The 22,701-nt window shown below is 69.4% G+C and carries 19 protein-coding genes and 2 pseudogenes; 10 read left to right on the top strand and 11 right to left on the bottom strand.

Features of this window, described 5'->3' with window-relative positions; all coding sequences use genetic code 11:
• Positions 1 to 296 precede the first annotated feature (296 nt).
• Together FSYMDG_RS05845 and FSYMDG_RS05840 are read right to left on the bottom strand one after the other, a co-directional pair.
• Positions 297 to 911 carry a (2Fe-2S)-binding protein gene (locus FSYMDG_RS05845; RefSeq protein ID WP_013872669.1) on the bottom strand — a complete coding sequence of 205 codons (615 nt, stop codon included), beginning with the start codon at positions 909 to 911 and terminating at the stop codon, positions 297 to 299.
• An 8-nt stretch (positions 912 to 919) separates the two neighbouring features.
• Positions 920 to 1,873 carry an FAD binding domain-containing protein gene (locus tag FSYMDG_RS05840; protein WP_013872668.1) on the bottom strand — a complete coding sequence of 318 codons (954 nt, stop codon included), beginning with the start codon at positions 1,871 to 1,873 and terminating at the stop codon, positions 920 to 922.
• 647 nt (positions 1,874 to 2,520) lie between these two features.
• On the opposite strand from FSYMDG_RS05840, the gene FSYMDG_RS05835 reads away from it, so the two are divergent.
• The gene (locus FSYMDG_RS05835; protein WP_013872667.1) at positions 2,521 to 3,864 is read left to right on the top strand and encodes a Rieske 2Fe-2S domain-containing protein; all 1,344 of its coding nucleotides are present in this window, start codon (positions 2,521 to 2,523) and stop codon (positions 3,862 to 3,864) included.
• A 1,100-nt stretch (positions 3,865 to 4,964) separates the two neighbouring features.
• On the opposite strand, the gene FSYMDG_RS05830 is transcribed toward FSYMDG_RS05835, so the two are convergent.
• On the bottom strand, positions 4,965 to 6,719 hold the full coding sequence (locus FSYMDG_RS05830; protein ID WP_013872665.1) for an adenine deaminase C-terminal domain-containing protein: 1,755 nt from the start codon (positions 6,717 to 6,719) through the stop codon (positions 4,965 to 4,967).
• 329 nt (positions 6,720 to 7,048) lie between these two features.
• On the opposite strand from FSYMDG_RS05830, the gene FSYMDG_RS05825 reads away from it, so the two are divergent.
• The 3 genes from FSYMDG_RS05825 (at position 7,049) to FSYMDG_RS05815 (ending at position 9,586) form a co-directional block, all read left to right on the top strand.
• Positions 7,049 to 7,351, top strand: a complete 303-nt coding sequence (locus tag FSYMDG_RS05825; RefSeq protein WP_013872664.1) for an urease subunit gamma — start codon at positions 7,049 to 7,051, stop codon at positions 7,349 to 7,351.
• 151 nt (positions 7,352 to 7,502) lie between these two features.
• The gene (locus FSYMDG_RS05820) at positions 7,503 to 7,859 is read left to right on the top strand and encodes an urease subunit beta (RefSeq protein ID WP_013872663.1); all 357 of its coding nucleotides are present in this window, start codon (positions 7,503 to 7,505) and stop codon (positions 7,857 to 7,859) included.
• A complete protein-coding gene (locus FSYMDG_RS05815) occupies positions 7,856 to 9,586 on the top strand; it encodes an urease subunit alpha (RefSeq protein ID WP_013872662.1) in 1,731 nt (576 codons plus the stop codon). Before FSYMDG_RS05820 ends, FSYMDG_RS05815 begins: the two co-directional genes overlap by 4 nt.
• Here the strand turns inward: FSYMDG_RS05815 and FSYMDG_RS05810 are convergent.
• Together FSYMDG_RS05810 and FSYMDG_RS05805 are read right to left on the bottom strand one after the other, a co-directional pair.
• Positions 9,571 to 10,047: a PIN domain-containing protein gene (locus FSYMDG_RS05810; protein WP_013872661.1), complete on the bottom strand. Its 477-nt coding sequence runs from the start codon at positions 10,045 to 10,047 to the stop codon at positions 9,571 to 9,573. The genes FSYMDG_RS05815 and FSYMDG_RS05810 overlap by 16 nt on opposite strands.
• Positions 10,044 to 10,367, bottom strand: a complete 324-nt coding sequence (locus FSYMDG_RS05805; protein ID WP_013872660.1) for a type II toxin-antitoxin system CcdA family antitoxin — start codon at positions 10,365 to 10,367, stop codon at positions 10,044 to 10,046. The genes FSYMDG_RS05810 and FSYMDG_RS05805 overlap by 4 nt, the downstream gene beginning before the upstream one ends.
• 186 nt (positions 10,368 to 10,553) lie before the next feature.
• Here FSYMDG_RS05805 and FSYMDG_RS05800 point away from each other — a divergent pair, with 186 nt between their 5' ends.
• Entirely contained in the window at positions 10,554 to 11,375 is an 822-nt protein-coding gene (locus FSYMDG_RS05800) for an urease accessory protein UreF (RefSeq protein ID WP_013872659.1), read from the top strand.
• A gap of 226 nt (positions 11,376 to 11,601) precedes the next feature.
• Here FSYMDG_RS05800 and FSYMDG_RS22775 read toward each other — a convergent pair whose 3' ends face one another.
• Entirely contained in the window at positions 11,602 to 12,570 is a 969-nt protein-coding gene (locus tag FSYMDG_RS22775) for a hypothetical protein (protein ID WP_013872658.1), read from the bottom strand.
• 391 nt (positions 12,571 to 12,961) lie between these two features.
• Positions 12,962 to 14,050, bottom strand: a complete 1,089-nt coding sequence (locus tag FSYMDG_RS05790; protein WP_013871712.1) for an IS630 family transposase — start codon at positions 14,048 to 14,050, stop codon at positions 12,962 to 12,964.
• 287 nt (positions 14,051 to 14,337) lie between these two features.
• On the opposite strand from FSYMDG_RS05790, the gene ureG reads away from it, so the two are divergent.
• A complete protein-coding gene (gene ureG / locus FSYMDG_RS05785) occupies positions 14,338 to 15,204 on the top strand; it encodes an urease accessory protein UreG (RefSeq protein WP_083828156.1) in 867 nt (288 codons plus the stop codon).
• Positions 15,205 to 15,409: 205 nt separating this feature from the next.
• Entirely contained in the window at positions 15,410 to 16,654 is a 1,245-nt protein-coding gene (locus FSYMDG_RS22770; protein WP_013872656.1) for an urease accessory protein UreD, read from the top strand.
• 64 nt (positions 16,655 to 16,718) lie between these two features.
• Here FSYMDG_RS22770 and FSYMDG_RS05775 read toward each other — a convergent pair whose 3' ends face one another.
• Positions 16,719 to 17,276, bottom strand: coding sequence for a PaaI family thioesterase (locus tag FSYMDG_RS05775; protein WP_013872655.1), 558 nt, complete (start codon positions 17,274 to 17,276; stop codon positions 16,719 to 16,721).
• Positions 17,277 to 17,286: 10 nt separating this feature from the next.
• Positions 17,287 to 17,562: pseudogene (locus FSYMDG_RS27970) on the bottom strand (IS630 family transposase); the annotation flags it as partial.
• On the opposite strand from FSYMDG_RS27970, the gene FSYMDG_RS27965 reads away from it, so the two are divergent.
• Positions 17,560 to 17,850 carry a transposase gene (locus tag FSYMDG_RS27965; protein ID WP_043602641.1) on the top strand — a complete coding sequence of 97 codons (291 nt, stop codon included), beginning with the start codon at positions 17,560 to 17,562 and terminating at the stop codon, positions 17,848 to 17,850. The pseudogene FSYMDG_RS27970 and the gene FSYMDG_RS27965 overlap by 3 nt on opposite strands.
• 11 nt (positions 17,851 to 17,861) lie before the next feature.
• Complete coding sequence (locus FSYMDG_RS05765; protein ID WP_349304127.1) at positions 17,862 to 18,758, top strand: IS3 family transposase; 897 nt, start codon at positions 17,862 to 17,864, stop codon at positions 18,756 to 18,758.
• A 32-nt stretch (positions 18,759 to 18,790) separates the two neighbouring features.
• Here FSYMDG_RS05765 and FSYMDG_RS05760 read toward each other — a convergent pair.
• Positions 18,791 to 19,672, bottom strand: a pseudogene (locus tag FSYMDG_RS05760) (IS630 family transposase); the annotation flags it as partial.
• Between the two features lie 317 nt (positions 19,673 to 19,989).
• On the opposite strand from FSYMDG_RS05760, the gene FSYMDG_RS05755 reads away from it, so the two are divergent.
• The gene (locus tag FSYMDG_RS05755) at positions 19,990 to 20,631 is read left to right on the top strand and encodes a TetR/AcrR family transcriptional regulator (RefSeq protein WP_013872652.1); all 642 of its coding nucleotides are present in this window, start codon (positions 19,990 to 19,992) and stop codon (positions 20,629 to 20,631) included.
• 255 nt (positions 20,632 to 20,886) lie between these two features.
• Here FSYMDG_RS05755 and hpnH read toward each other — a convergent pair whose 3' ends face one another.
• Positions 20,887 to 21,891, bottom strand: a complete 1,005-nt coding sequence (gene hpnH / locus FSYMDG_RS05750) for an adenosyl-hopene transferase HpnH (protein ID WP_043605048.1) — start codon at positions 21,889 to 21,891, stop codon at positions 20,887 to 20,889.
• Between the last annotated feature and the right edge of the window lie 810 nt (positions 21,892 to 22,701).

The raw sequence follows: 22,701 nt of genomic DNA, 5'->3' as shown, positions 1-22,701 counted from the left end.
GCCTGGTCACTGGCTGCCTGGTCGACGGACGCCTGGCCAGCGGATGTTCGATCAGCGGATACCGCGCCGGACGGCGTCCGGTCGGTGATCATCCGATCGACGTGGTCAGCGGGCGGACACGGGTTCATCATCGTTCCGATCTTCCGCACCGCCCGCCGGCCCGTGCGCGGCCACCGGCCCGTGCGCGGCGGCCAGCCCGTTGTGGGCCGCGGGCCGGTCTCCGGGCGCGGATCCGTTCCCGATCGCCAACCCGTCCCGAGCTGGCGGCGGGTTCCCGGCCGCTGGCCCGTCCCCGGTCACCGGCCTGTCCCCTGCCGCTGGTCCGTTCCCTGCCGCTGGCCTGTTCCCGGCCGCCAGCGGGTGTCTCCCGGTCGCCGGCGGGCTTCCTGGACCGACCGGATCGCGGCGATGATCCGCCCGTAGCCGGTGCACCGGCAGATGTTGCCGGCCAGCGACTCGCGGATCTCGTCCTCGTCGGCGTCGGGACGCCGGGCCAGCAGGTCGGTGACTGCGACGACGAATCCTGGCGTGCAGAAGCCACACTGGACAGCCCCGTGGGCGAGGAAGGCAGCCTGCACCGCCCGCGCCGGCCCGCCCACACCCAGCCCGGCCACGGTCGTGACCTGGGCGTCGGCGGCGTCCGCGGCAAGAACCGTGCAGCTCGTCACCAGCCGGCCGTCCATCAGGACCGAACAGGAGCCACACCGGCCCTGCTCACAGGCGTCCTTGACCGACAGCACGCCCAGGTGGTCACGCAGCACACGCAGCAGGGACTCCCCGAACCAGGCGCCGGCCACCTCCCGCACGCCACCGTCGATGTGGAGCTGGTAGGACACCCGCGGCCCGGCATCGCGCGACGGGCACGCCGGGTCCTCATCAACCGAGGCGTTCCGGTAGGCGGGCTCGCTCATGGGCGCGCTCACCGTCCACCCGCGGACCGGACCGGCGACGGACCGGACAGGCAGTGTCCGGCGGCGCGCGCCGCCAGCACTCCGGCGGCGTGCCGGCGGTAGGCCACCGACGCCCGCGGGTCGTCAGGAAGCGGATCGTCCACGGCGCGAACGGCCTCGGCGACAAGCTCGCCGAAGCCCGCGACCACGTCGGGGGGAGCCGTACCCGTCGCCCAGTCGACCCCCGCGCGGGCGAAGTCCTCCGCGGCGACCGGGCGGACCGGCCGGCCCGCCACCCCACCGATCGCGCACGCGACCCGCTCCCGCACCCGGTCGACGACCAGCGCGCACGAGACGACCGTCGCCGAGGCGGCCTGCCGCGCGCCGACCTTGAGGTAGACCTGGGGACCGCACGGCCGCGGCAGCCGGACCGCCGTGATCAGCTCGGTCGGGTCGCGCCCCTCGGCCAGGTAGGACGGGACGATCACCGTCCGCGCGCCGTGCACGCTGCGCAGGACGACCTCGGCGTCGGCAGCGCTGAGGAAGGTCAGCAGATCCCCGCGCGGATCGGCCGTGCCGAGCGCTCCGCCGACCGTGCCCAGGTTGCGTATCTGCGGTGATCCGACGACCCGCGCGGTGGCCGCGAGACCGGGCGACAGCGACCAGCCGGCCAGGTCCTGATAGGTGACACCGGCACCGATGATGAGCCCGTCGGCGCTGGCGCCCCGGGTGCGCAGCTCCAGGACCCGGCGCAGGGCGATGATCCGTCGCGGCCGGCGGCGGCCGGTCCGCAGCGCGGGGACCAGGTCGGTGCCGCCCGCGAGCAGGTCCGCCGCGCCGTCGGCGAGGATCTCGACGGTGTCGGCCACCGTCAGCGGCCGATACAGGCTGGCCGGGCTGGCCAGGCCAGCCGCACCGAGCACCGGATGGTCGGCCGGGCGGGCGGTCTGAGCGTCGATCGTGCCGTCCGCGGTGGTAATCATGGGAGATGCCGTGGGAACGTCCGCGCGACACGGAAACCCGCTGGTAGGTACGGCGGCAGGGAAGACGGTCGGTCGCGCGCAACCCCACATGACAGCCGACGATAGTACTCCGAGGTTACACGCATGTTCACTATCGGCGACACGCAGGGTCCTCCAGCCGGCCACTGACAGAAGCCGTCCGGCGAAAACCGATAGTGCCGGATTGCAACCGTACTCATCCGTATTGAGCACGATACGTCCGCGGTGGGAATCATAGCCGCCCGGTACGGCGACGTCCGGTATTGCCCGAAAAGGGGAGCGTTCTCACGACGGCGCTCACAGGCTCCCCGAACACGGAGACATCATGATCACATAATTTTCGGCGGTACGGGCCCCTGGCCTGGAGCCACGGCCGGGCAGCCCCGGGAACACGGTGACGGAACACAGTGAGATATCGATCACCATCACCTTGCGTCACACCCGGGACGCGAAACCGAAACAACAGCTCACTTCAATCAACACATTCGAAGAACGCTTTTACCAAACTCGTCACCGGGCCGCGGACCGGACCAGGTCGAACCAGCACCTGGCTTGCGATCCGCGCCCACGGCCGGCACCCCTGCCCCGGCAGCCCCTTCTCCCAGGAGGTGGTCGACGTCCGCCCACGAATGACGAACACGGATCCTTCGCTGCGACACGGCTGGCATCCGGTCGCGCGGTCGTCGGACATCGGTGACGAGCCGGTGTCCGTACGGCTCCTCGGCGAACCATGGGTGATCGCCCGCCTCGACAACCGGGTGATGGCCCTTGCCGACCACTGTCCATATCTGCTGACGCCGCCGGCGGCCGGCCGTGTCGACGGCCCCCGGCGGGTCTGCGCCTACCACGGCTGGCGTTTCGTCGCGTCCGGCGCATGCACAGCCATGCCCGACCCGCAGCCCGTGCCCGACCCGCAGTCCGTGCCCGGTTCGCAGTCCGTGCCCGGTTCGGGGCCTGTGCCCGGTTCGGGGCCCATGTCTGGCTCGGACGCCTCCTGGTCGGAACGCGCCCGGGCCACCTCGGCGTGGGGCGCCACCGAACGCCACGGGCTGATCTGGATCGCCCCCGAGGAACCGTTCGCGGACATCATCGACCTGCCCGAGACGGACAACCCCATCTTCGTCTCCCGATGGCTGGACGTCAGCCGGAGCCGGGCATGCGCGGGTGTGCTCACCGACGATCTCCTCGATGCGGCGAACCTGCCGTTCGTCCATCCGAGCCTGGTCTGCGCCGACCCGGTCCGCACCGGCCCGATCCGCGCGGGCGCGGGCGGCACAGGCGAACAAACAATCACTTTTCGCCGTGACATCACTACCGATGGCAATGGATTCCGCCTACGGATGGAGCAGACAGTCACCAATTCCGCGGAGCCGGTGACGACGACGGCTGGCCCGCGGCCGTGGAGCGGGCGCCGTCACCTGTCGACCTGTGTCTACCGGCCACCGTTCCAGCTCCGCCTGGTCCTGCGCTGGCCCGACACCGGGATCACCAGCACGATCTTCTTCTGCCTGCAGCCCGAGGACGCCACGTCCACCCGCATCTATGCCCGCCTGTTCCGCAACGACTGCGCAGGGAGCCCCGACCGGTTGGCCGCGGCCGCGCGCGCCGAGCAAATGATCATGGATCTGCATCTCGCCGCGCGGGAAAGACACCCACTGGACGGCCTGCCCCTGGCAACCACCGACCGCGGCGCCACCGGCACACCGGCAGCACCGGCACGGATGCCGACATGCCCACGGGCGGCGCGCCCGGTGACGCCCAGGCAAACGCGGATACCGTCGGGATCGCGTTGCGGCGGGCACTGTCCACGCTGGCCGCGCTGGCTGAACGAACCCAGCGGGCTCCGGCGCGCGACCGGCCCGGTGGCATCCTCCGCTACGCCCGTCGCGCGAGGGCAGGTTCCCGCCCCTGATCTTCCCAACCCGGCCCGCCCGACCTCTCCGACCTCTCCGACCCGAGCCGTCTGCCCGTGAGCCAGCCCGTCATCGGCTCATACCGACTGCCGGCAGGTGCGCGCACACCGGCACGTAATGAACGCACGTACACAAGGACGACCGGAATCCCGGTACCGCTATCCTCCCATCCGCTATCTTCCCGTCCGCTCCGCGGCCGCCTACACCCACCCCACCTTTTGACCCGTGCGCACCGCTGCTGGCCGCCGCCTTTCCAAATCGGCGGTCAGCGGCACGAAACGCCAGCTCAAACCAGGTGCCCACGGTTCCGCGACCAGTAGTCGCCTCAACAACCACCGTGGTTACGACAACCGCCCGGGACACCTGAAAAGAACACTGCGACCAAGGTCGGATCTTCTCCCCGGCAACGTCCTTCTCTCCGGGACCGCGCTCTGCGGGATCACGCCGCCACCGCAACGGTCAGCCCGCGGCACTCCTGCAGCGGAAGCCGTAGGTGGAAACTATCACCACAACGACGGTTTCCACCTACAGCTTCCGCGTCCGTAGGTGGAAACCGTTGTTACAGCAGCATTTTCCACCTACGCATTCCGCTGTTACAGGTTGTCGAAGAGGAGCAGGACAAGATCCGGACTGCCGTCACCGCCCGCGAGGAACTGGATGCCCTGGCCCTTTCCCTCGAAGGTGCGCTTCGTCCTGCCGTCCGAGCCGCCCTACTGCAGGACTTGTAGCCGGCGGCAGGCAGCGCCTGTCGGTAGAACTGGACCGCCGCAGTAGGTGTCACATCACGCAACGAGATCGTCGCACGTTGGGGCTTGGACACCGAGACCGTGGAGACAGCTCCCTTCGGGAACGGAAAGCCCGCGGGGACGACCGTTCCCTTCAGGGCCTCCACTCCCGCCGTCGCGGTCGTGGCAACCTGGGGAGCCGCCGTCTCCACCGCCGGAGGAGCCGTCCGCGACGGCAGTGCCAGATCGGTTGGCAGATCGACCGGCGCAATGCTTGGCGCGGCCTCGACCGCTGTCACCGGCTCGGCCTCCACGGAGGACAACGGCGTGGATCCACCACACGCACCGAGCAGAAGTGTCAGGCCCACACCGGCTCCGGCCGTCGCGGGGGGAGGCGGGCGGACCGTTCCGCCGGGAGAGCGGGTGGACGTTCCGTCAGGAGAGCGGGTGGCAGAGCCGCTGGCCCAACGACGCGAGGGTGAGGAACGGTGCTGCGAGCGTGCAACCGAGTGCCGCGGCGGCCGCGTTGACGCCGTCCAACTGGTCGTGCACGGCGTCCCAGGGGGCGTCGCTCATCACGCCGGCCACCGGCAGCGGGCAGGCCGCGAGTACCCAGCCGCGGTCGACCACCACGAAACCGCCGCCCATCCCCTCCAGCGCCCGGGCGGCCGTCATCATGTCGTGGTCGCCGACCCCGATGATGGCCAGGTCACCGGGTGCCACGCTCGTGGTCATCCCGATCGTGCCCTGGCGCAGGCCGATCCCGCGGATGAGCCCGACCCGTATCCCGGCGGGCCGGTCCCGATGCACGCGGCAGGTGACAAGGGCCACCTTCAAAAGATCATGTTTTGGATCCGCTTCAACGCGACCGGTGGCGCCATCGACGGCGACCGGCCGCACCGCGACACTTTCAACACCCGGAAAATCACTCTGCGCGAGGAATACTTCGACCGCGTTCACGCCCCGACCGGCGGGGCCGACGGACGCCGCCGGCACGGTGAACGACCCGCTGTGCAGGCCGGCGGGCAGCGACAGCCGTTCCCGAGCCCAGGCGGGGACGACGTCAAGGTTGTCGAACAGCGGGCGGCCCCGCTCCGCGGCCAGCCGCCCGCCGGAGAGCACGACCTCCGGCGGCTGGAATCCGGCGATCTCGCTGACGATCTGGATGTCGGCCAGACGCGCCGGTGTGAGCGACCCGAGCAGGTGCTCCAGGCCGTGGCGACGGGCCGGGGCAAGGGTGGCCATGCGGACGGCGGTCATCGGGGCCATGCCCGCTGCGACCGCCCGGCGGACGTCCCGGTCGAGATGGCCGTGCACGGCAAGATCGATGACCGTGCGCCCGCCGGCGGCGTCCAGCAGAGCCTCCCAGGTGCCGTCGTCAGCGGTTCGCCCGACCGGCGGGCCCGCCGACGCCGATGCCGGCCCGGAGCCGGACATGGGCCCCGGCGCGGATACCGACCCGGATACGGGCCCTGGTACGGGCCCGGCCTCGGCGAGCCCGGCGGGCTCGGGCCCCACGGGGAGCCTCCCGGCCATGCCGGTGACGTCCAGTGATGTTCCTCCGGCGGATGCGGGTAAGGAGCCTGGCTGCCGCGGCACCATCGTCATCCTCCCCGTAGGCATGGGCGGTACGGCCGATGTCACGGGCAGTGTTTCCAGCAGGCGTGCCGGGGTGCGGGTGGCAGTGACGAGCTGTCCGCCGCGCGGCCCGTACAACCCGGTCAACCCGCTGGTGTCCGCCAGCAGGGTGACCGTTCCCCGGGGTACGACGACGCGGGCGAGTTCACCGGGGGTCAGCAGGGTCTGTTCGACCCGGATGCGCTCGTCGACATAGGCGGGCAGGAGATAGCGGCCGGACGCGTCCAGCGCCCGGCGGGCCCCCAACGCCCCGGGCTGCGTCACCGCGGCGATGAACCGTCCGACGATCAGCAGGTCACGGCGCTGGAGCTCACCGGTGTGGACGACGACCAGCGTGCCGCCATGGACGATCAGGTCCGCCTCCTCCTGACCGTCCGCGACCCTGCGCAGGCGCTGGAGTTCTGCCGCGCTCGGGGCGAGAGCGGCAGCGCCGGGGACAGCCGCGCGCCGCGGCCGGTGGCCGTGCTCGGCCGAGGGCCTTTCCGGCAGACAGGTCACCGGTTCGGGTCCGCGCGCGGACCACCCCTGTTGGCGGTCACGCTCGGTGGTCATGAACCCTCCGCAGACACCGTTTGGACGAGGATGGGGCATGACCCTGCGCTAAGAAGTCGCTCGGCAATGTGACGTACGTTACGCCCTGGCGCGGCCCCGCGGCCCCGCACCGGGTACGCGGACGCGGCATAGCCGCTAACTGTGCCGCCACATCCGCGGCGGCGCCCGCAAACCAGCGCCTTTTAACGTGGCCGTCACAGATTCGGCGCTGATAGTCACAACAGTGGGCTTTTCAAGAGATTCCGGACATCACGACGACGCACCCCGGAGACGCGTCCGGGCGGCACTGCGTGGCCGTGACGTACCTGTGACCGCTAGACTTCGCCACCGTGCTGCTCAGCCCGCACGAACAGGAACGGCTGCTCATCCACGTGGCAGCCGGGCTCGCCCGTGAACGGCGGGCCCGCGGCCTGCGGCTGAACCATCCGGAGGCGACCGCCGTCATCACGTCGTTCCTGCTCGAAGGCGCCCGGGACGGCCGCGGCGTCGCCGACCTGATGTCCGCCGGACGGACCGTGCTCACCCGCGAGGACGTCATGGACGGCGTCCCCGAGATGCTTCGCGAGATCCAGGTCGAGGCGACCTTCCCGGACGGCACCAAGCTGGTCACCGTCCACGAGCCGATCCCCTGACGTCCTCCCCCGCGTGAACGCGGGGGATTCCAGCTACACGAAAGCGGGTTCGCGTTGTCGAGGTTCGCGGTTCGCTCCACGGGAGGCCGGATTCCTCCCCGGTCCGAAGGCCCGGGCATCCTCCGGGACCTTCGGTGAGCGGGCCGGTCCGATGAGTGCGGGCACCGGTATCCGGCCGGGCGAGATCCGGCACGACGACGACCCGGTGGAGATCAACCCGGGACGGCCGGTGCTGACGCTGCGTGTGCGCAACGTCGGCGACCGTCCTGTGCAGGTCGGGTCGCACTACCATTTCGCCGCCGCCAACCCCGCTCTTCAGTTCGACCGGGACGCCGCCTGGGGACACCGGCTGGCCGTCCCGGCCGGCACCGCCGTCCGGTTCGAGCCGGGCGTCGAACGCGAGGTGGATCTCGTCCCGCTGGGCGGCCGGCTGCTGGTGCCCGGCCTGCGCCCCGAATCGGCCGGCCCGCTGGATCGCCGCGCGGGCCGGGGCGGGGCGCGCCCGTGAGCCGCCACCTCGACCGGGCCCGCTACGCCGACCTGTACGGGCCGACCGTCGGCGACCGCGTCCGCCTCGCCGACACCGACCTGTTCATCGAGGTCACCGAGGACCGCAGCCGCGGGCCCGCCGGTGCCGGCACCGGCGACGAGGCGGTGTTCGGCGGCGGCAAGGTGATCCGGGAGTCCATGGGGCAGGCCCGGGCGTCGCGCGCCGAAGGCGCCCCGGACCTGGTCATCACCGGCGCGGTCGTCCTCGACCACTGGGGGGTCGTCAAGGCCGACGTCGGCATCCGCGACGGGCGGATCGTCGCGCTCGGCAAGGCCGGCAACCCCGACATCATGGACGGCGTCCATCCCGACCTGGTCATCGGACCGGGCACGGAGATCCTCGCCGGCAACGGGAAGATCCTCACCGCGGGGGCGGTGGACTGCCACGTCCACCTGATCTGCCCGCAGCAGGTCCCCGAAGCCCTCGGCGCCGGCATCACCACCCTGATCGGCGGCGGGACCGGGCCCGCCGAGGGCACCAAGGCCACGACCGTCACCCCCGGCCCGTGGAACCTCGCCCGGATGCTGTCGGCGATGGACGCGCTGCCGGTCAACGTCGTCCTGCTCGGCAAGGGCAACACCGTGGGTGAGGGCGCCCTGTGGGAGCAGCTGCGCGGCGGTGCCGCCGGCTTCAAACTGCACGAGGACTGGGGCTCCACACCGGCGGCGATCGACGCCTGCCTGCGGGTCGCGGACGCCTCCGGGGTGCAGGTCGCGCTGCACTCCGACACCCTCAACGAGGCCGGTTTCGTCGAGGACACCCTGGCCGCGATCGCCGGCCGGGCCATCCACGCCTACCACACCGAGGGTGCCGGCGGTGGGCACGCCCCGGACATCATCACCGTGGCCGCGGCAGCGAACGTCCTGCCGAGCTCGACGAACCCGACCCGCCCGCACACCGTCAACACCCTCGACGAGCACCTCGACATGCTCATGGTCTGCCACCATCTGAATCCGACCGTGCCCGAGGACCTGGCCTTCGCCGAGAGCCGCATCCGGCCGTCCACGATCGCCGCCGAGGACGTCCTGCACGACCTCGGCGCCATCTCGATGATCGGTTCGGACTCGCAGGCCATGGGACGCATCGGCGAGGTCGTGCTGCGCACCTGGCAGACCGCGCACGTGATGAAGGCCAGGCGCGGCCCACTGCCCGGGGACGGGCGCGCCGACAACGCCCGCGCCCGCCGGTACGTCGCCAAGTACACGATCTGCCCGGCCGTCGCGCATGGCCTGGACGCCGAGATCGGCTCGGTGGAGCCGGGCAAGCTCGCCGACCTGGTGCTCTACGATCCGGCGTTCTTCGGCGTCCGGCCGGCCGTCGTCATCAAGGGCGGGTTCGTGGCCTGGGCGGCGATGGGCGACGCGAACGCCTCCATCCCCACCCCGCAGCCGGTGCTGCCGCGCCCGATGTGGGGGGCGGCGGCGGGCCCGGCCGCGGCGTCGTCACTGTCGTTCGTCGCCCCCGCGGCCCTCGACGCCGGCCTGCCGGCGCGCCTCGGCCTGGCCAAACCGATGGCCGCGGTCGCCGACGTCCGCCGCCGCGGCAAGGCGGACCTGCCCGAGAACACCGCCACCCCCGACATCCACGTCGACCCGGAAACATTCACCGTCACCGTCGACGGCGACACGATAGAACCCGCCCCGGTAGCCGAACTCCCCATGGCCCAGCGCTATTTCCTCTTCTGATTCCTCTCCCGTCGGCGTCCACGCTGTAATGCTCCGTCCACACTGGCCAGCGGCTCAACGACCACCGTCCGATGGATGCCGGCCAGGCGGGTCAGATCACCGGGATCACCGGTCAGGACGACTCCGCCGCCGGCCTCGACCGCGACAGCAGCCGCATGCGCGTCCGCCAGATAGTCCGATCCCAGGTCGGCCTCGGCGAGCAGCGCGCCTACCAGGCGGGCCAGGTCACGATCGGTGTTCCGGACGAGCAGCCCGTCGGGTGCTTCCCGAGCGAGCATTGCGTCCAGTGCCCGGCTGCGGCCGGCACCCCGGTAGAGCTCCGCAAGGGTTACGGCAGCCACCGCCACGTCCCGGCGCAGTCGATGTGCCGCCGTCATGGCATGACGTACCGTCCGCTCGGCGGGATGGTCGGCTCGTACCAGAGCGTTCACGGCCTCCGCGTCCAGGACGACTCGCGTCACAGCTGCGTTCCGTGCCGGCCTGCCACACTGTCCGCAGCACCTGGCAGGGCGTTCGAGCTCGAAACTGGGCTATCGCTTGTGCCGCCCAGCAGACGCATGAATCTGGCGATTTCTTCCTGATCCTCGGCGGTGTCGAGCGCTCCACGCTCAGCGGCGAGCTGGTCGAGCATGTCGCCGAGCGCCCGGTGCCGGCGGCGCCGGGCGAGTTCGTCTCGGAGCGCTGTGTTCACCTGGGCGGACAGGTTCTCGCCGGCTGCCTCGACCGCCGCGACGAGGTCGGCGTCGAGGGTGACCGAGACCTTGCGTTTCGCCAGCGTCATACCAAGATGCTACTGCTGTCGTACCGCGATGTCGCTCTGCCGCCAACGGCAGTCGGTGCGGACGGCCTGCGTGCCCCGCGGAACGCGCTGCGGGAGTGTGATGGTCACTCACGGCCGTTCGCCGTTGGCGGTTGTTGGGATGCTCGCCACGTTGGGACGCCCGCTGCTGGGAGGAGAGGACACCTGATGGTGGACGCGAGCCGGGCGGCGTTGTTGCTATTGGCGGACGGGCGGCTGCCAGCGGGTGGTCATGCGCACTCCGGCGGGATCGAGGCCGCGACCGTCGACGGCAGCGTCACCGACCTCGCCGATCTCGAACGCTTCCTGCGCGGCCGGCTGGCCACGACCGGCCTGGTCTCCGCCGCCTTCGCCGCCGCCACCTGCCGGCTGACTCGCAGCCCGCATACGGATGGGAACCTCCCGATCACTATTTCGGGACGGCCATCGGCCGCGCCGCCCCAGCCGTCGTCAGACCGACCGTCGTCAAACCGGCCGTACCCGGAGGAGATCGCTACTTCCTCCGATACCGACCTCGCCGGCACCGTCACGACACCGACCAGGGCAATCATCGAACTGGACGTCGAGCTGGACGCGCGGACGCCGTCGCCGGCGCAGCGTTCCGCCAGCCGCGCGCAGGGCCGGGCACTGCTGCGGGCGGGCCGCGCCGCCTGGCCAGGGCTGTCCTGCCCGGTCCCGGCGCCGCACCATCCGGTCGCGTTCGGCCTGGTCGCCGCGCACGCCGGCCTCTCCCCCGCCGACGCCGCGCTGGCCGTCGCCTACAGCACGGTCAGCGGCCCCGCCTCGGCCGCGACCCGCCTGCTCGGCCTGGACCCACTGGCGGTCACCGCCCTGCTCACCCGCCTCACCCCCGCCGTCGACCGCACCGCCACCGAGGCGACCGCCCTGTCGAACCACCCCCCGGCGGACCTCCCCGCCACCACCGCCCCCCGCCTGGAACTCCTCGCCGAACACCACCACACCACCAAAACCCGCATGTTCGCCTCCTGACCCAGCCCGATCGAAACGGTCAGTGTCCGAATAGCTTCCCGATAAATCCGCGACGTTTCGTGCTGTTCGTGGTGGGCTTCATAGCGTTCCTGGCAGCGGCCAGATTTTCTCTGACTGTGGCCACGGGTCTGCCTGTCGACGCCGGGCGGGCCGGCGCGTGTCTACAGATTCCGCCATGGGGGCAGCCAGCGAGGGAACTACGGTGGGAACGATACCGATCGTGGTTCTAGAATGCGGGGACCGTGCTGGTCGTGGCGTTGCCGGTGGAGGTCTTCTCGAGACTGATCTCCCAGTTCGTGTTCGGGTCGAACGAGTCATCGAACTTCTCGAAGGAGCAGTCCCGGGTGAATCCGCGGCGGGCGGCGTCCCAGTCGCTGCCGGATTTGAAGTAGACCCAGTAGGTGCCGGCGATCCCGGTCACCGTGGCGCTGGTGTTGCTCCGCACGTAAACAGTGAGCTGAGGGTCTGACGGGTCTCCGTTGGCCACCAGGACGGCGACGTCGGTGACATCGCTGTTTTTGATCCGCAGGCTTCCGTACCCTCGCCGGCCGGATCGTTGGACGATCGCGCCGTTGGCCGCGCGCCGATCGGTGATCTGAGGGGCCGCCGGCTCCAGCGGTAACATCAGTCCACCGAACTTCAGATTAATCTCGGAAAAACTCGCCATGGCCGTCTTGTAGGTGCCGGACTTCACCGCCCGGTAGACATCTCGCTTGGCCTCGTACAACTGCGTTTGTAGTGCGTTCTGTACGCCGCAGGAATTCAGTTTCGCCACGTCCGCCGAGGAGATGTCCTTCTCCAGCCTGTTCCAGACGAGGAGAGCGCTTTCCAACATACCGTGCTGCTCACGGGCCTGGTAAGGCGGTGTGATCGTCTGGACGTAATCCCACTGCTGGTGCAGTGCCGTGGCGAGGTCGATCCGCGCGGAGTCGACCTCCGCGAGCGTGGTCGCCGCCAGAAGCCGGTCCACGGCGGGGCGTACCGCCTGTTCGACCCTGGTCAACACGGCCTGGTATTCGTCCGGCGCCAGCGCCGGTTTCGATATGGAGCCCGTTCCCGACGAGGAATTCGACCCCCCGGAGCCGGCCGTGGGATCGGATGCACCGTCGACGATGAACGCGATGGCGATGACGAGTGCCAGGACGCCCCATGCCGCGGACGCGCCCAGCAGACGCGTACGTCGAACGCTTCCCATGACCGTCCCCGACTCGGTTGCAGTGATCGCATCGTACCCACCACGCCCCCGGGCCGCCCGAAAACCGACACCCCCGCCGGTTCCCCTCAGAAGCCAGCCAACGGAATGACCACCCAACCCCCACCACCAGCAATCCGCGCCCACCCCCGACTCCCCGGAGATCGCCCTATCCGGCCCCGCCGTCGCGGGAGTCGTGAATGGAGCGGCGACGCACTTTCCGCCGACACCCACCGCCTCGCGTTTCCCACGCCGCGCCTCCACACGCCGAACCGGAACCGTTCCACCCTTCGTTCGCGATCAAAATTGCCATGTCACACGATCGAGGGATCAAGCGGCTGTCCTGGCAGCCACTTCCGCACTCAATAACATGATCGACGGGGGATGCGCGGCCCTAGTGTCCTGAGTCGTTGATTCGCTGGCAGTAGGCGGCGAGGGTCTCGAGGATCTCGTCGGCGGTCTTGGCCCAGACGAACGGCTTCGGGTCCTTGTTCCAGGCGTTGATCCATCGGCGGATGTCGGCTTCGAGTTCGACGACCGAGCGGTGCGTCGATCGGCGCAGCTTGCGGGTGGTCAGCTCCGCGAACCAGCGCTCGACCAGGTTCATCCACGACGCCGAGGTCGGGGTGAAGTGCAGGTGGAAGCGGGGGTGGCGCAGCAGCCAGTTCTTCACCGCCGGGGTCTTGTGGGTGGCGTAGTTGTCCAGGACCAGGTGCAGGTCGTAGCCCTTCGGGACCGAGGAGTCGATCAGCTTGAGGAAGCGCAGGAACTCCTGGTGACGGTGCCGCCGGAAGGTCTGCGCGATCACCGACCCGGACGTCGGGTCGAGCGCGGCGAACAGGCTGGTCGTGCCATGGCGGACGTAGTCGTGGGTCATCCGCTGCGGGGTACCCGGCATCAGGGGCAGCACCGGTGCCGTGCGATCCAAAGCTTGCACCTGCGACTTTTCGTCGACGCAGAGCACGATCGCCTTCTCCGGCGGGTCGAGGTAGACCCCGACCACGTCACGGACCTTGTCCACGAACAGCGGGTCGGTGGACAGCTTCCACGTCTCGACCAGATGCGGCTTCAACCCGAACGCCCGCCACATCCGTGACACCGTCGACTGCGACAGCCCACTGGCCCTCGCCATCGACCGCGATGTCCAATGGGTATCGCCGTTCGGTGGCTTCTCCTCCAACGTCCTCGCGATCACCGCCTCGACCTGGGCGTCGGTGACCTTCCGAGGCGCTCCCGGACGTGCCTCGTCTGACAGGCCCTCCAGCCGGTCGACCGCGAACCGCTCCCGCCATTTCGCGACCGTTCCCCGGGTGATCCCGAGCTCGGCCGCGACCCCCGAGTTCGTCCCACCGTCCGCGCAGGCCAGCACGATCCGCGAGCGCAACGCCAGCGCCTGCGCGGTCTTCCGCCGTCGGGCCCAGCCCTCCAGCACCGCACGCTCAGCAGACGACAACTCGATGGGATCCGCGCTCGGGCCAGGCACCAGCCCATTCTATCTGCACACGAATCAACGACTCAGGACACTAGAGGGAAAACTAATGGCTGGTTGACAACATCAACGATCATGATCTTGCGCGAATGGTGAGCGCGAGGGTGCCTGGGGTGGAAGGGCGGCCGCAGCGGTCGGCAGACCGTGCGGGGGCGGGCGCGGGCGCGAGTGCGGATGTGGGCGCGGGGGCGGGGTGGGAAGCGTTCCTCTTCTGGCCGGCCTGCCTGGAGGGCAGTGCGGGCGTGGGTGCGAGGCCGGGAGAAGTTCGGGAAGGTGTAGGGATGCATCGCGAGCACGACATTCAGACGTCCCCCGCGGCGGGCGGCGGCCCGGCCCGGCGTACCGGTGCCGGGCACCCGTCCGAAGCGGCACAGCAGCCAACGTCTCCGCCGACGCCGCCGGCAGCGCGGCCGAGCGTAGTCGGAGACGTGCGGCCGGAAGCACGCCCGGGGGCTCGGCCGGACGGCCGGGCGGTCCGCATCGGTGTGGGTGGGCCGGTGGGCAGCGGCAAGACGGCGCTGGTCGCGGCGCTGTGCCGGGCCCTTGCCGGCACCCTGCGGCTCGCGGTCGTGACCAACGACATCTACACCACCGAGGACGCCGACTTCCTGCGCGCGGCCGGTGTGCTCGACCCGGCGCGCATCCGCGCGATCGAGACGGGATGCTGCCCGCACACCGCCATCCGGGACGACATCAGCGCGAACCTGGACGCCGTCGAGGACCTGGAGGCGGACTTCGGCCCGCTCGACCTGGTCCTGGTCGAAAGCGGCGGCGACAACCTGACCGCGACCTTCAGTTACGGCCTCGTCGACCGGCAGATATTCGTCATCGACGTGGCCGGCGGCGACAAGGTGCCCCGCAAGGGCGGCCCGGGCGTCACCAACAGTGACCTTCTTGTCATCAACAAGACCGATCTCGCACCGCTCGTCGGCGCGGACCTCGACGTCATGGCCCGGGACGCCGAACGGCTCCGCCATGACCGTCCGGTGCTGTTCACCTCGCTGACGGCGCAACCAGGAGCGGCCGAGGTGGCCAACTGGGTGCTCGGGGTGCTTGCGGCGGCGCACGCGGCTCCCGCACCGCACGGCCCGCCGCGGCCTTCGGATCACCTGGCGGCCCAGACCGCCGCCCCAGGCCGACTGTCCTGAACCCGCCCGGCCCACACCCGACCAGCCCCCGCGCCACCCGGCACGCACCCCGCCGCACCACATCCTGCCGGCTGAAGCCGCTCGTGCCGCGGGCCCGGTCGGTCCCGTCAGCGCTGGTTGGCGACAGCATCAGGGACGAGGTCATCAAGGACAAGGCCATCAAGGACAAGGCCACGGACGGAAGGGAAAGAAAACGGACACCGGGATGATCGATATCGGGCCAGGACGGCCACCGGCACGCATCGGCCGAACGTCGATCAGTGCGCACGCGGTCATCCGGATCGAACCAGTCACAACTGGCAGTAAGCGCGACCCCCGCGAGACTCGCGGCAACGGGATCGACAGCCGGATCCACGGCAACGGGGCCAACAACCACGAAGCTGGTGGCAGGCCGCACGACAGGCGGATCCGGGACGGCCGGATTCAGGCTGCCGGGGTGCGGGTCAGCGAGCTGAGGTCGCAGGTGCCGCTGGTCCTGCGGCGTACGGGCAGCCGGACACGGCCCGGGGACGGGCTGCCGACCGTCACCGTGTATCTGGTGAACGCCGCGGCCGGGCCGCTTGCCGGTGACCAGCTGCGGCTGGACGTCACGGTCGGCGCGGGGGTCCGGCTGGTGCTGCGCACGACGGCCGCGACCGTCGCGCTGCCCGGGCGCGACGAGCGGCCGTCGCTGTTCGACGTCCACGCCGATGTCGGGCCGGGCGGCGCGCTGGAGTACCTGCCCGAGCCGACCGTGGCCGCCCACGGATGCCGGCACCTGATGCGAGCGACGATCAGGCTCGCCGCGGACGCCCGCCTGCTGTGGCGGGAGGAGATCGTCCTCGGGCGTTTCGGGGAGCCGCCCGGCTCGATCTCGTCCACCCTGCGGGTCGACGTCGAGGACGACACCGCGGACGAGGGCAGCGCTGCCAACGTCACCGGCAGTGCCGAGGACGACGTCAGGAGCATCCCGGACGGCGTCCGGAACGGCACGGACGGCATCGACACGAACACCGGCAGCCGCCCGGGCGGTGGCACGGCCGGGGCAGCCGACAACGCCGGAGCGGGCGACATCCGGCGGAACGACGGCGCTGGTCGGAGGGTCCGGAGCGCCCGGCCGCTGCTCCGGCAGGCCCTGTGCCTGGATGCGGCGGCGCCGGGCCTGCACGGGCCGGCGGTCCTCGGCGGCGCCCGTGTGATCGGCGCGTTGCTGATCGCCGGCCCCGGCCCGGACGGGCTGGGCCTGCCCGCCGGCACGACCGGCACCATCGGCCCCACCGGCGGCGGGAGCCCCACCGACCCCACCGGCAGCGGCGCCGATGCCAGTAGCGGCACCGGGACGTTCGCCGCGCTCCCCCTGGCCGGGCCGGGTGTCCTCGTCAGCGCTCTGGCGTCCGGCACGGTCGCTCTCCGGCGCTGCCTGGACACCGGGGCGGCAGCTGTCCCCCCGCAGGCAGCCGCCTCCCCGTAGGCAGCCGTGTTCCCGCAAGCAGCCGTGTTCCCGCAAACGGGCAGGACCGCGTGAACGGCCCGCGCTACGCGCCTGGAGCGTCGCTCTCGAGCGGAAAGACCAGAAAGGTGCTGCTGGCGGTGGCGACCACCTTGCCGGCGGCGTCGCGGACATCCCCTTCGGCGAACGCGACCCGACGGCCGGGTTTGGTGACCCAGCCGTGCGCGGTCAGTTCGGCGGGACGACCGCTGACCACCCGTACCGGACGAAGATAGTTGACCTTGATTTCGATGGACGTGTACCCGAGGCCGGCCGGCAGCGTCGTGTGCACGGAGCATCCGGCGACCGTGTCCAGCAGAGTGCAGACAAGGCCGCCGTGAACCGTGCCGAGAGGGTTGTAGGCGGACTCGTCCGGAAGACATCTGAAGACGACGTCGCCCTCGGCAACCTCGCTGATCCCGAAGTCGAAGTGAGCGGTGATCGGCGGAGGTGGCACCCGACCGTCCCGGATCGCCAGGAGAAAGTCCAGACCGTTCATCGTCCGCCCCACCGCGGCGGTGAGCAGTGGATCATGCCAGGTGACGGTCTTGCTGCGTGGCTCACCCCAGGCCGGGGTCGTTGTGGGCGGCTCGATTGTCGTCATGATGCCGAGACTAGTGTCCTGAGTCGTTGATTCGCTGGCAGTAGGCGGCGAGGGTCTCGAGGATCTCGTCGGCGGTCTTGGCCCAGACGAACGGCTTCGGGTCCTTGTTCCAGGCGTTGATCCATCGGCGGATGTCGGCTTCGAGTTCGACGACCGAGCGGTGCGTCGATCGGCGCAGCTTGCGGGTGGTCAGCTCCGCGAACCAGCGCTCGACCAGGTTTGGAGTGATCCCGCTTCCGTGGACAGCGAACCTGAGGTTCGCTGTCCATAGGGAAGGAGCGTCATGGGGTCAGCTCGCCGGAAGTTCACCCAGGAGTACAAATCCGAGGCAGTAAGGTTGGTGCTCGACTCGGGCCGGTCGGTGACCGAGGTCGCGAAGAGTCTGGGTATCCACGAGACCACGTTGGGAAACTGGGTGAAGAAGGCGAAGGAGAACGGCGAGACCGAGGAGCGGCCGCTGTCGGTGTCGGAGCGCGCGGAACTTGAGGAGCTCCGGAAGAAGTACGCGCAGGCGCAGATGGACATCGCCTTCCTAAAAAAAGCGGCGAGCTTCTTCGCGAGCGAGCAGAAGTAAAGTTCGAGTTCATCTCGATACACGCTCCGAAGAAGCCTGTGTCCGCCGACGGCGCGAACACCTTTCCCGTCGACTACATGTGCAAGAAACTCGACGTGTCCCGACAGGGCTACTATGCGTGGAAGAAACGCGGCCCGTCTCGGAGGGAGAAGGACGACGCCACCTTGTCGACCATGATCAGAGCTGTTTTCGACCGTCACGAGGGGCGGTACGGCGTGCGGCGGATCTTCCACGAGATCCGCCGCCAGGGCGTCGCCGTCGCCTACAAGCGGGTCCAGCGGCTGATGGCGACGATGGGCCTGGTCAGCGTGCATCCGCGTCCCCGCCGGCCGGTGACGACGGTGCAGGCCGCGGACTCCTCATCGCTGCCTGATCTTGTCGGCCAAGACTTCGCCGCGTCCGCACCGAACCAGTTGTGGTACGGCGACATAACATATATTCGCACCTGGGATGGCTGGGTGTACATGGCCTCCGTCATCGACGCGTTCTCTCGGAAGATCGCCGGCTGGGCGGTCGCCGATCACATGCGCACCGAACTCGTTCTCGACGCGCTTCGTATGGCCGTCACCCGCCGGCGGCCACCCGGCGGCGTCATATTCCACGCCGACCGAGGCGGTCAGTACACCAGCCGTGAGTTCGTCGCCTTCTGTCGCGACAACAACGTCCGAAACTCCGTCGGCCGTACCGGGATCTGTTTCGACAACGCCGCGGCGGAGTCCTTCTGGGCCACCCTCAAGAAGGAGTTCGTCCACCTCCACCCGTTCGATACCATAGACCGCGTCCGGGCGGGGATCTTCGAATATGTCGAGATCTACTACAACCGGCAGCGGTTGCACTCCTCGATCGGCTATCTCACGCCTGTCGAGTTCGAGGAAGAATTTGACGGACAAACACTTCGTGCTGCATAGTTAGGACTGTCCACGAAAGTGGGAACCCTCCAGTTCATCCACGACGCCGAGGTCGGGGTGAAGTGCAGGTGGAAGCGGGGGTGGCGCAGCAGCCAGTTCTTCACCGCCGGGGTCTTGTGGGTGGCGTAGTTGTCCAGGACCAGGTGCAGGTCGTAGCCCTTCGGGACCGAGGAGTCGATCAGCTTGAGGAAGCGCAGGAACTCCTGGTGACGGTGCCGCCGGAAGGTCTGCGCGATCACCGACCCGGACGTCGGGTCGAGCGCGGCGAACAGGCTGGTCGTGCCATGGCGGACGTAGTCGTGGGTCATCCGCTGCGGGGTACCCGGCATCAGGGGCAGCACCGGTGCCGTGCGATCCAAAGCTTGCACCTGCGACTTTTCGTCGACGCAGAGCACGATCGCCTTCTCCGGCGGGTCGAGGTAGACCCCGACCACGTCACGGACCTTGTCCACGAACAGCGGGTCGGTGGACAGCTTCCACGTCTCGACCAGATGCGGCTTCAACCCGAACGCCCGCCACATCCGTGACACCGTCGACTGCGACAGCCCACTGGCCCTCGCCATCGACCGCGATGTCCAATGGGTATCGCCGTTCGGTGGCTTCTCCTCCAACGTCCTCGCGATCACCGCCTCGACCTGGGCGTCGGTGACCTTCCGAGGCGCTCCCGGACGTGCCTCGTCTGACAGGCCCTCCAGCCGGTCGACCGCGAACCGCTCCCGCCATTTCGCGACCGTTCCCCGGGTGATCCCGAGCTCGGCCGCGACCCCCGAGTTCGTCCCACCGTCCGCGCAGGCCAGCACGATCCGCGAGCGCAACGCCAGCGCCTGCGCGGTCTTCCGCCGTCGGGCCCAGCCCTCCAGCACCGCACGCTCAGCAGACGACAACTCGATGGGATCCGCGCTCGGGCCAGACACCAGCCCATTCTATCTGCACACGAACCAACGACTCAGGACACTAGATCGTGTCCGGTGGATGCTGGTCGTTGCGGGCGGCCTTGTGGGCGGCCTTGTGGATGGCGATGTGGGCGGCCCGTGATTATGCGGCGGTCGCGCGGATCCGGCGCATGTGCGAGCGTGGGCGCATCGTGAAGGAGACCGGCCGTAGTCTGACGATGGCGCGACCGGCCGATAGCGTTATATGATCAAAAGTATTTGACGGACTCTAGCACAGTGACAAACATTCCTACGGTTTAACTCGCCCATTAGAGGACTGAGTGCAACATAATCGACGAATGGCCAGAGCCGGCGGGAGTGAGCATCCAGCCGCCACCCGGCAGGCTCTCATGGCCGCCGCCCGGCTACGGTTCGGCACCCAGGGCTATGCCGCCACCGGCACCGAGGAGATCGTTGCCGACGCGCAGGTGACCCGCGGCGCCCTCTACCACCACTTCCGCGACAAAGCGGATCTTTTCGGCGCCGTCATGGAGCAGGTCGCGCTCGAGGTCGCCGAACAGCTCGTGACCACCGAGCTCAAGCGGGCCACGGACGAGTCGGACACGGACGCCTGGGAACAGCTGCGCGCCGGGTTTCAGTCCTTCCTGGACATCTGCACCGACAGTGACTTCCAGCGCATCGTCCTGGTCGACGGCCCGGCCGTGCTCGGGCATGACGCATGGGACGTCCTGGTCGAGCGTTACGGCTACCGGCTGCTCGCCGAATGGCTGACCCGGGCCATCGAGGAGGGCCGGATCGACCCGCTGCCCGTCATGCCCCTCACCCGGGTGCTGGCGGCCGTTCTGTCCGAGGCGAGCCTGCTGATCGGCCGGGCCGGTGACCCGGCGCAGGCGCGCCGGGAGGCGGGTGAGGTGCTGGACCGCCTGCTGGTCGGCCTGGAAGCGAAGGACGGCCTGGTGGCGAAGAACGCCGTTCCGTAGGTCGTCTCCGTCCGTGGGTCATCTCCAGGGCCTGTGTACCGGCGCTCTCGCAGCGGTCACCCTGAATCCGCGCACGACGAGGAGCCAGCCACGATCGACGCGGCCAGCTCCCGACAGGAATTATGTAAAGAAATACGTTCGGAGCAGGGGCTGTCCGCCGATGGGTAGTCGTCCATCGGGCGGACGACTACCCATCGGCGGACGACTACCGACCACTACCGGTCGGCACTGCCGCCGCTCAGACGCCGCTGCCGGTCAGACGCTGCGCATGGCGCGCAGGGACTCCTTCAGCGAGGACGTGGTGGCGAGCACCGCGGAGGTCTCGTAGCCGCAGTGCGCCATGCAGTTCGCGCAGCGCGGGTCCTTGCCCCGGCCGTAGGCGTCCCAGTCGGTGGTCTCGACCAGCTCCTTGTAGGAGGAGACGTATCCGTCGCTCATCAGGTAGCAGGGCTTCTGCCAGCCGAAGAGCGAGTAGCTCGGGATACCCCACGCGGTGCAGGAGAGATCGCGCTTGCCCTCCAGGAAGTCCAGGAACACCGGCGAGTGGTTCAGCCGCCACTTGGCGCGCCGGCCGTCGGCGAAGACCTTGGAGAACAGCTCGCGGGTCTGCGTGACCCCGAGGAAGTGCTCCTGGTCAGGGGCCTTCTCGTAGGCATAGGCGGGCGAGAGCTGGATCTGGTCGACCTTCACCTCGTCGTTGAGGTAGGCCAGCACGTCGATGACGTCCTGCGGGCTGTCGTTGTTGAAGAAGGTGGAGTTGGTGCCCACCCGGAAGCCCGCGGCCTTGGCCTCCGCGATCGCGGCGATCGCCTCGTCGAAGGTGCCGTTCTTCTCCACCACCGCGTCGTGCCGCTCCCGCAGCCCGTCGATGTGGACGATGAAGGTGAAATACGGCGACGGTGTGAACTTCGCCATTTTCTTACGGAGCAACAGGCCGTTGGTGCACAGCAGGACAAACTTCTTGCGAGCAACGAGCTGACGGACGATCTCGTCGAGCTGCGGGTGCATCAGCGGCTCACCACCGGCGATCGCGACCACCGGCGCGCCGCACTCCTCCACAGCGGCCATGGCGTCCTCGACACTCATCCGCTGCTTGAGAACGGAAGCCGGGTGCTGGATCTTCCCGCAACCGGTGCACGACAGATTGCACGCGAACAGGGGCTCAAGTTCGAGAACAAGCGGAAAGTGCTTGCGCCGCAGCACTTTCTGCTTGGCCAGGTACGTCCCTATCCGCAACGAGTAGCGCCACTCCACCGCCACGGCAATACCGCCCTTCGGCGTCGACGTCGTACGGCCGTACGGCCGCTCCATCACAAGAACATACAGGGTGTACGTACAGCTTGTATGTCCGTCGTGGACGTCGGATCGGCCACTGTCCGCCCGGGGCGGGCCAGGTGACCCCTACGGCAGCGGCATCTGTCATCGCAGGTCAGCGAGGTGGCTACGCGGCCGCGTCGGCAACCAGACAGATCATCTGTCACGCATCCGACAACATGCGGGGCGTGCCTGGCAGGGCCGGAGGGCGCACCCGTGGCGGACCTGACAGCCCACCGCCGACGCGGACCATCGGCGGTGACGGCCACGTCACGCGGGTCCGAAGACATCGCCGACACGGTCCCGTGGCCACGACGCGCCGGGCCCCGGGACCCGCCCCACACCCCGGACACGAGCACCCGGACGTGAGCATGGCCACCCGCGAACGAAACGTGGGCGTGGGCGCGGTCACCGCGAACGCGACACTGCGCACGCGGGCCTGTGAACAACGCGGCACTGTGAACATGGACACTCCGGAGAACACGGGCGCCACCGGACATGGCGGCGTGAGTATGGTCACCCACAAGCACGACAGTCCCGAAAACCATCAACTCCGGAAACCATCAGGGGTGGGCCGGTTGCGCCCGCAACACACTCCACTCCTTTTCAGTGCATTGAGATAACGGTTTAATCGACGGGTCACCCGACCGGCCCGCCTGCCGAACGGGCCGCATACCTGCCAGATCCTGGCCAGGCAGCCACCCGAACGCCAAACAAGAGGTTATCTCAGTCACAGAGTTCCCAGGGTGGAACGCA

Origin of the sequence: Candidatus Protofrankia datiscae (assembly GCF_000177615.2) — a bacterium.
GTDB classification, from domain to species: domain Bacteria; phylum Actinomycetota; class Actinomycetes; order Frankiales; family Frankiaceae; genus Protofrankia; species Protofrankia coriariae.
This window is presented reverse-complemented; position numbering and strand designations above follow the sequence as displayed.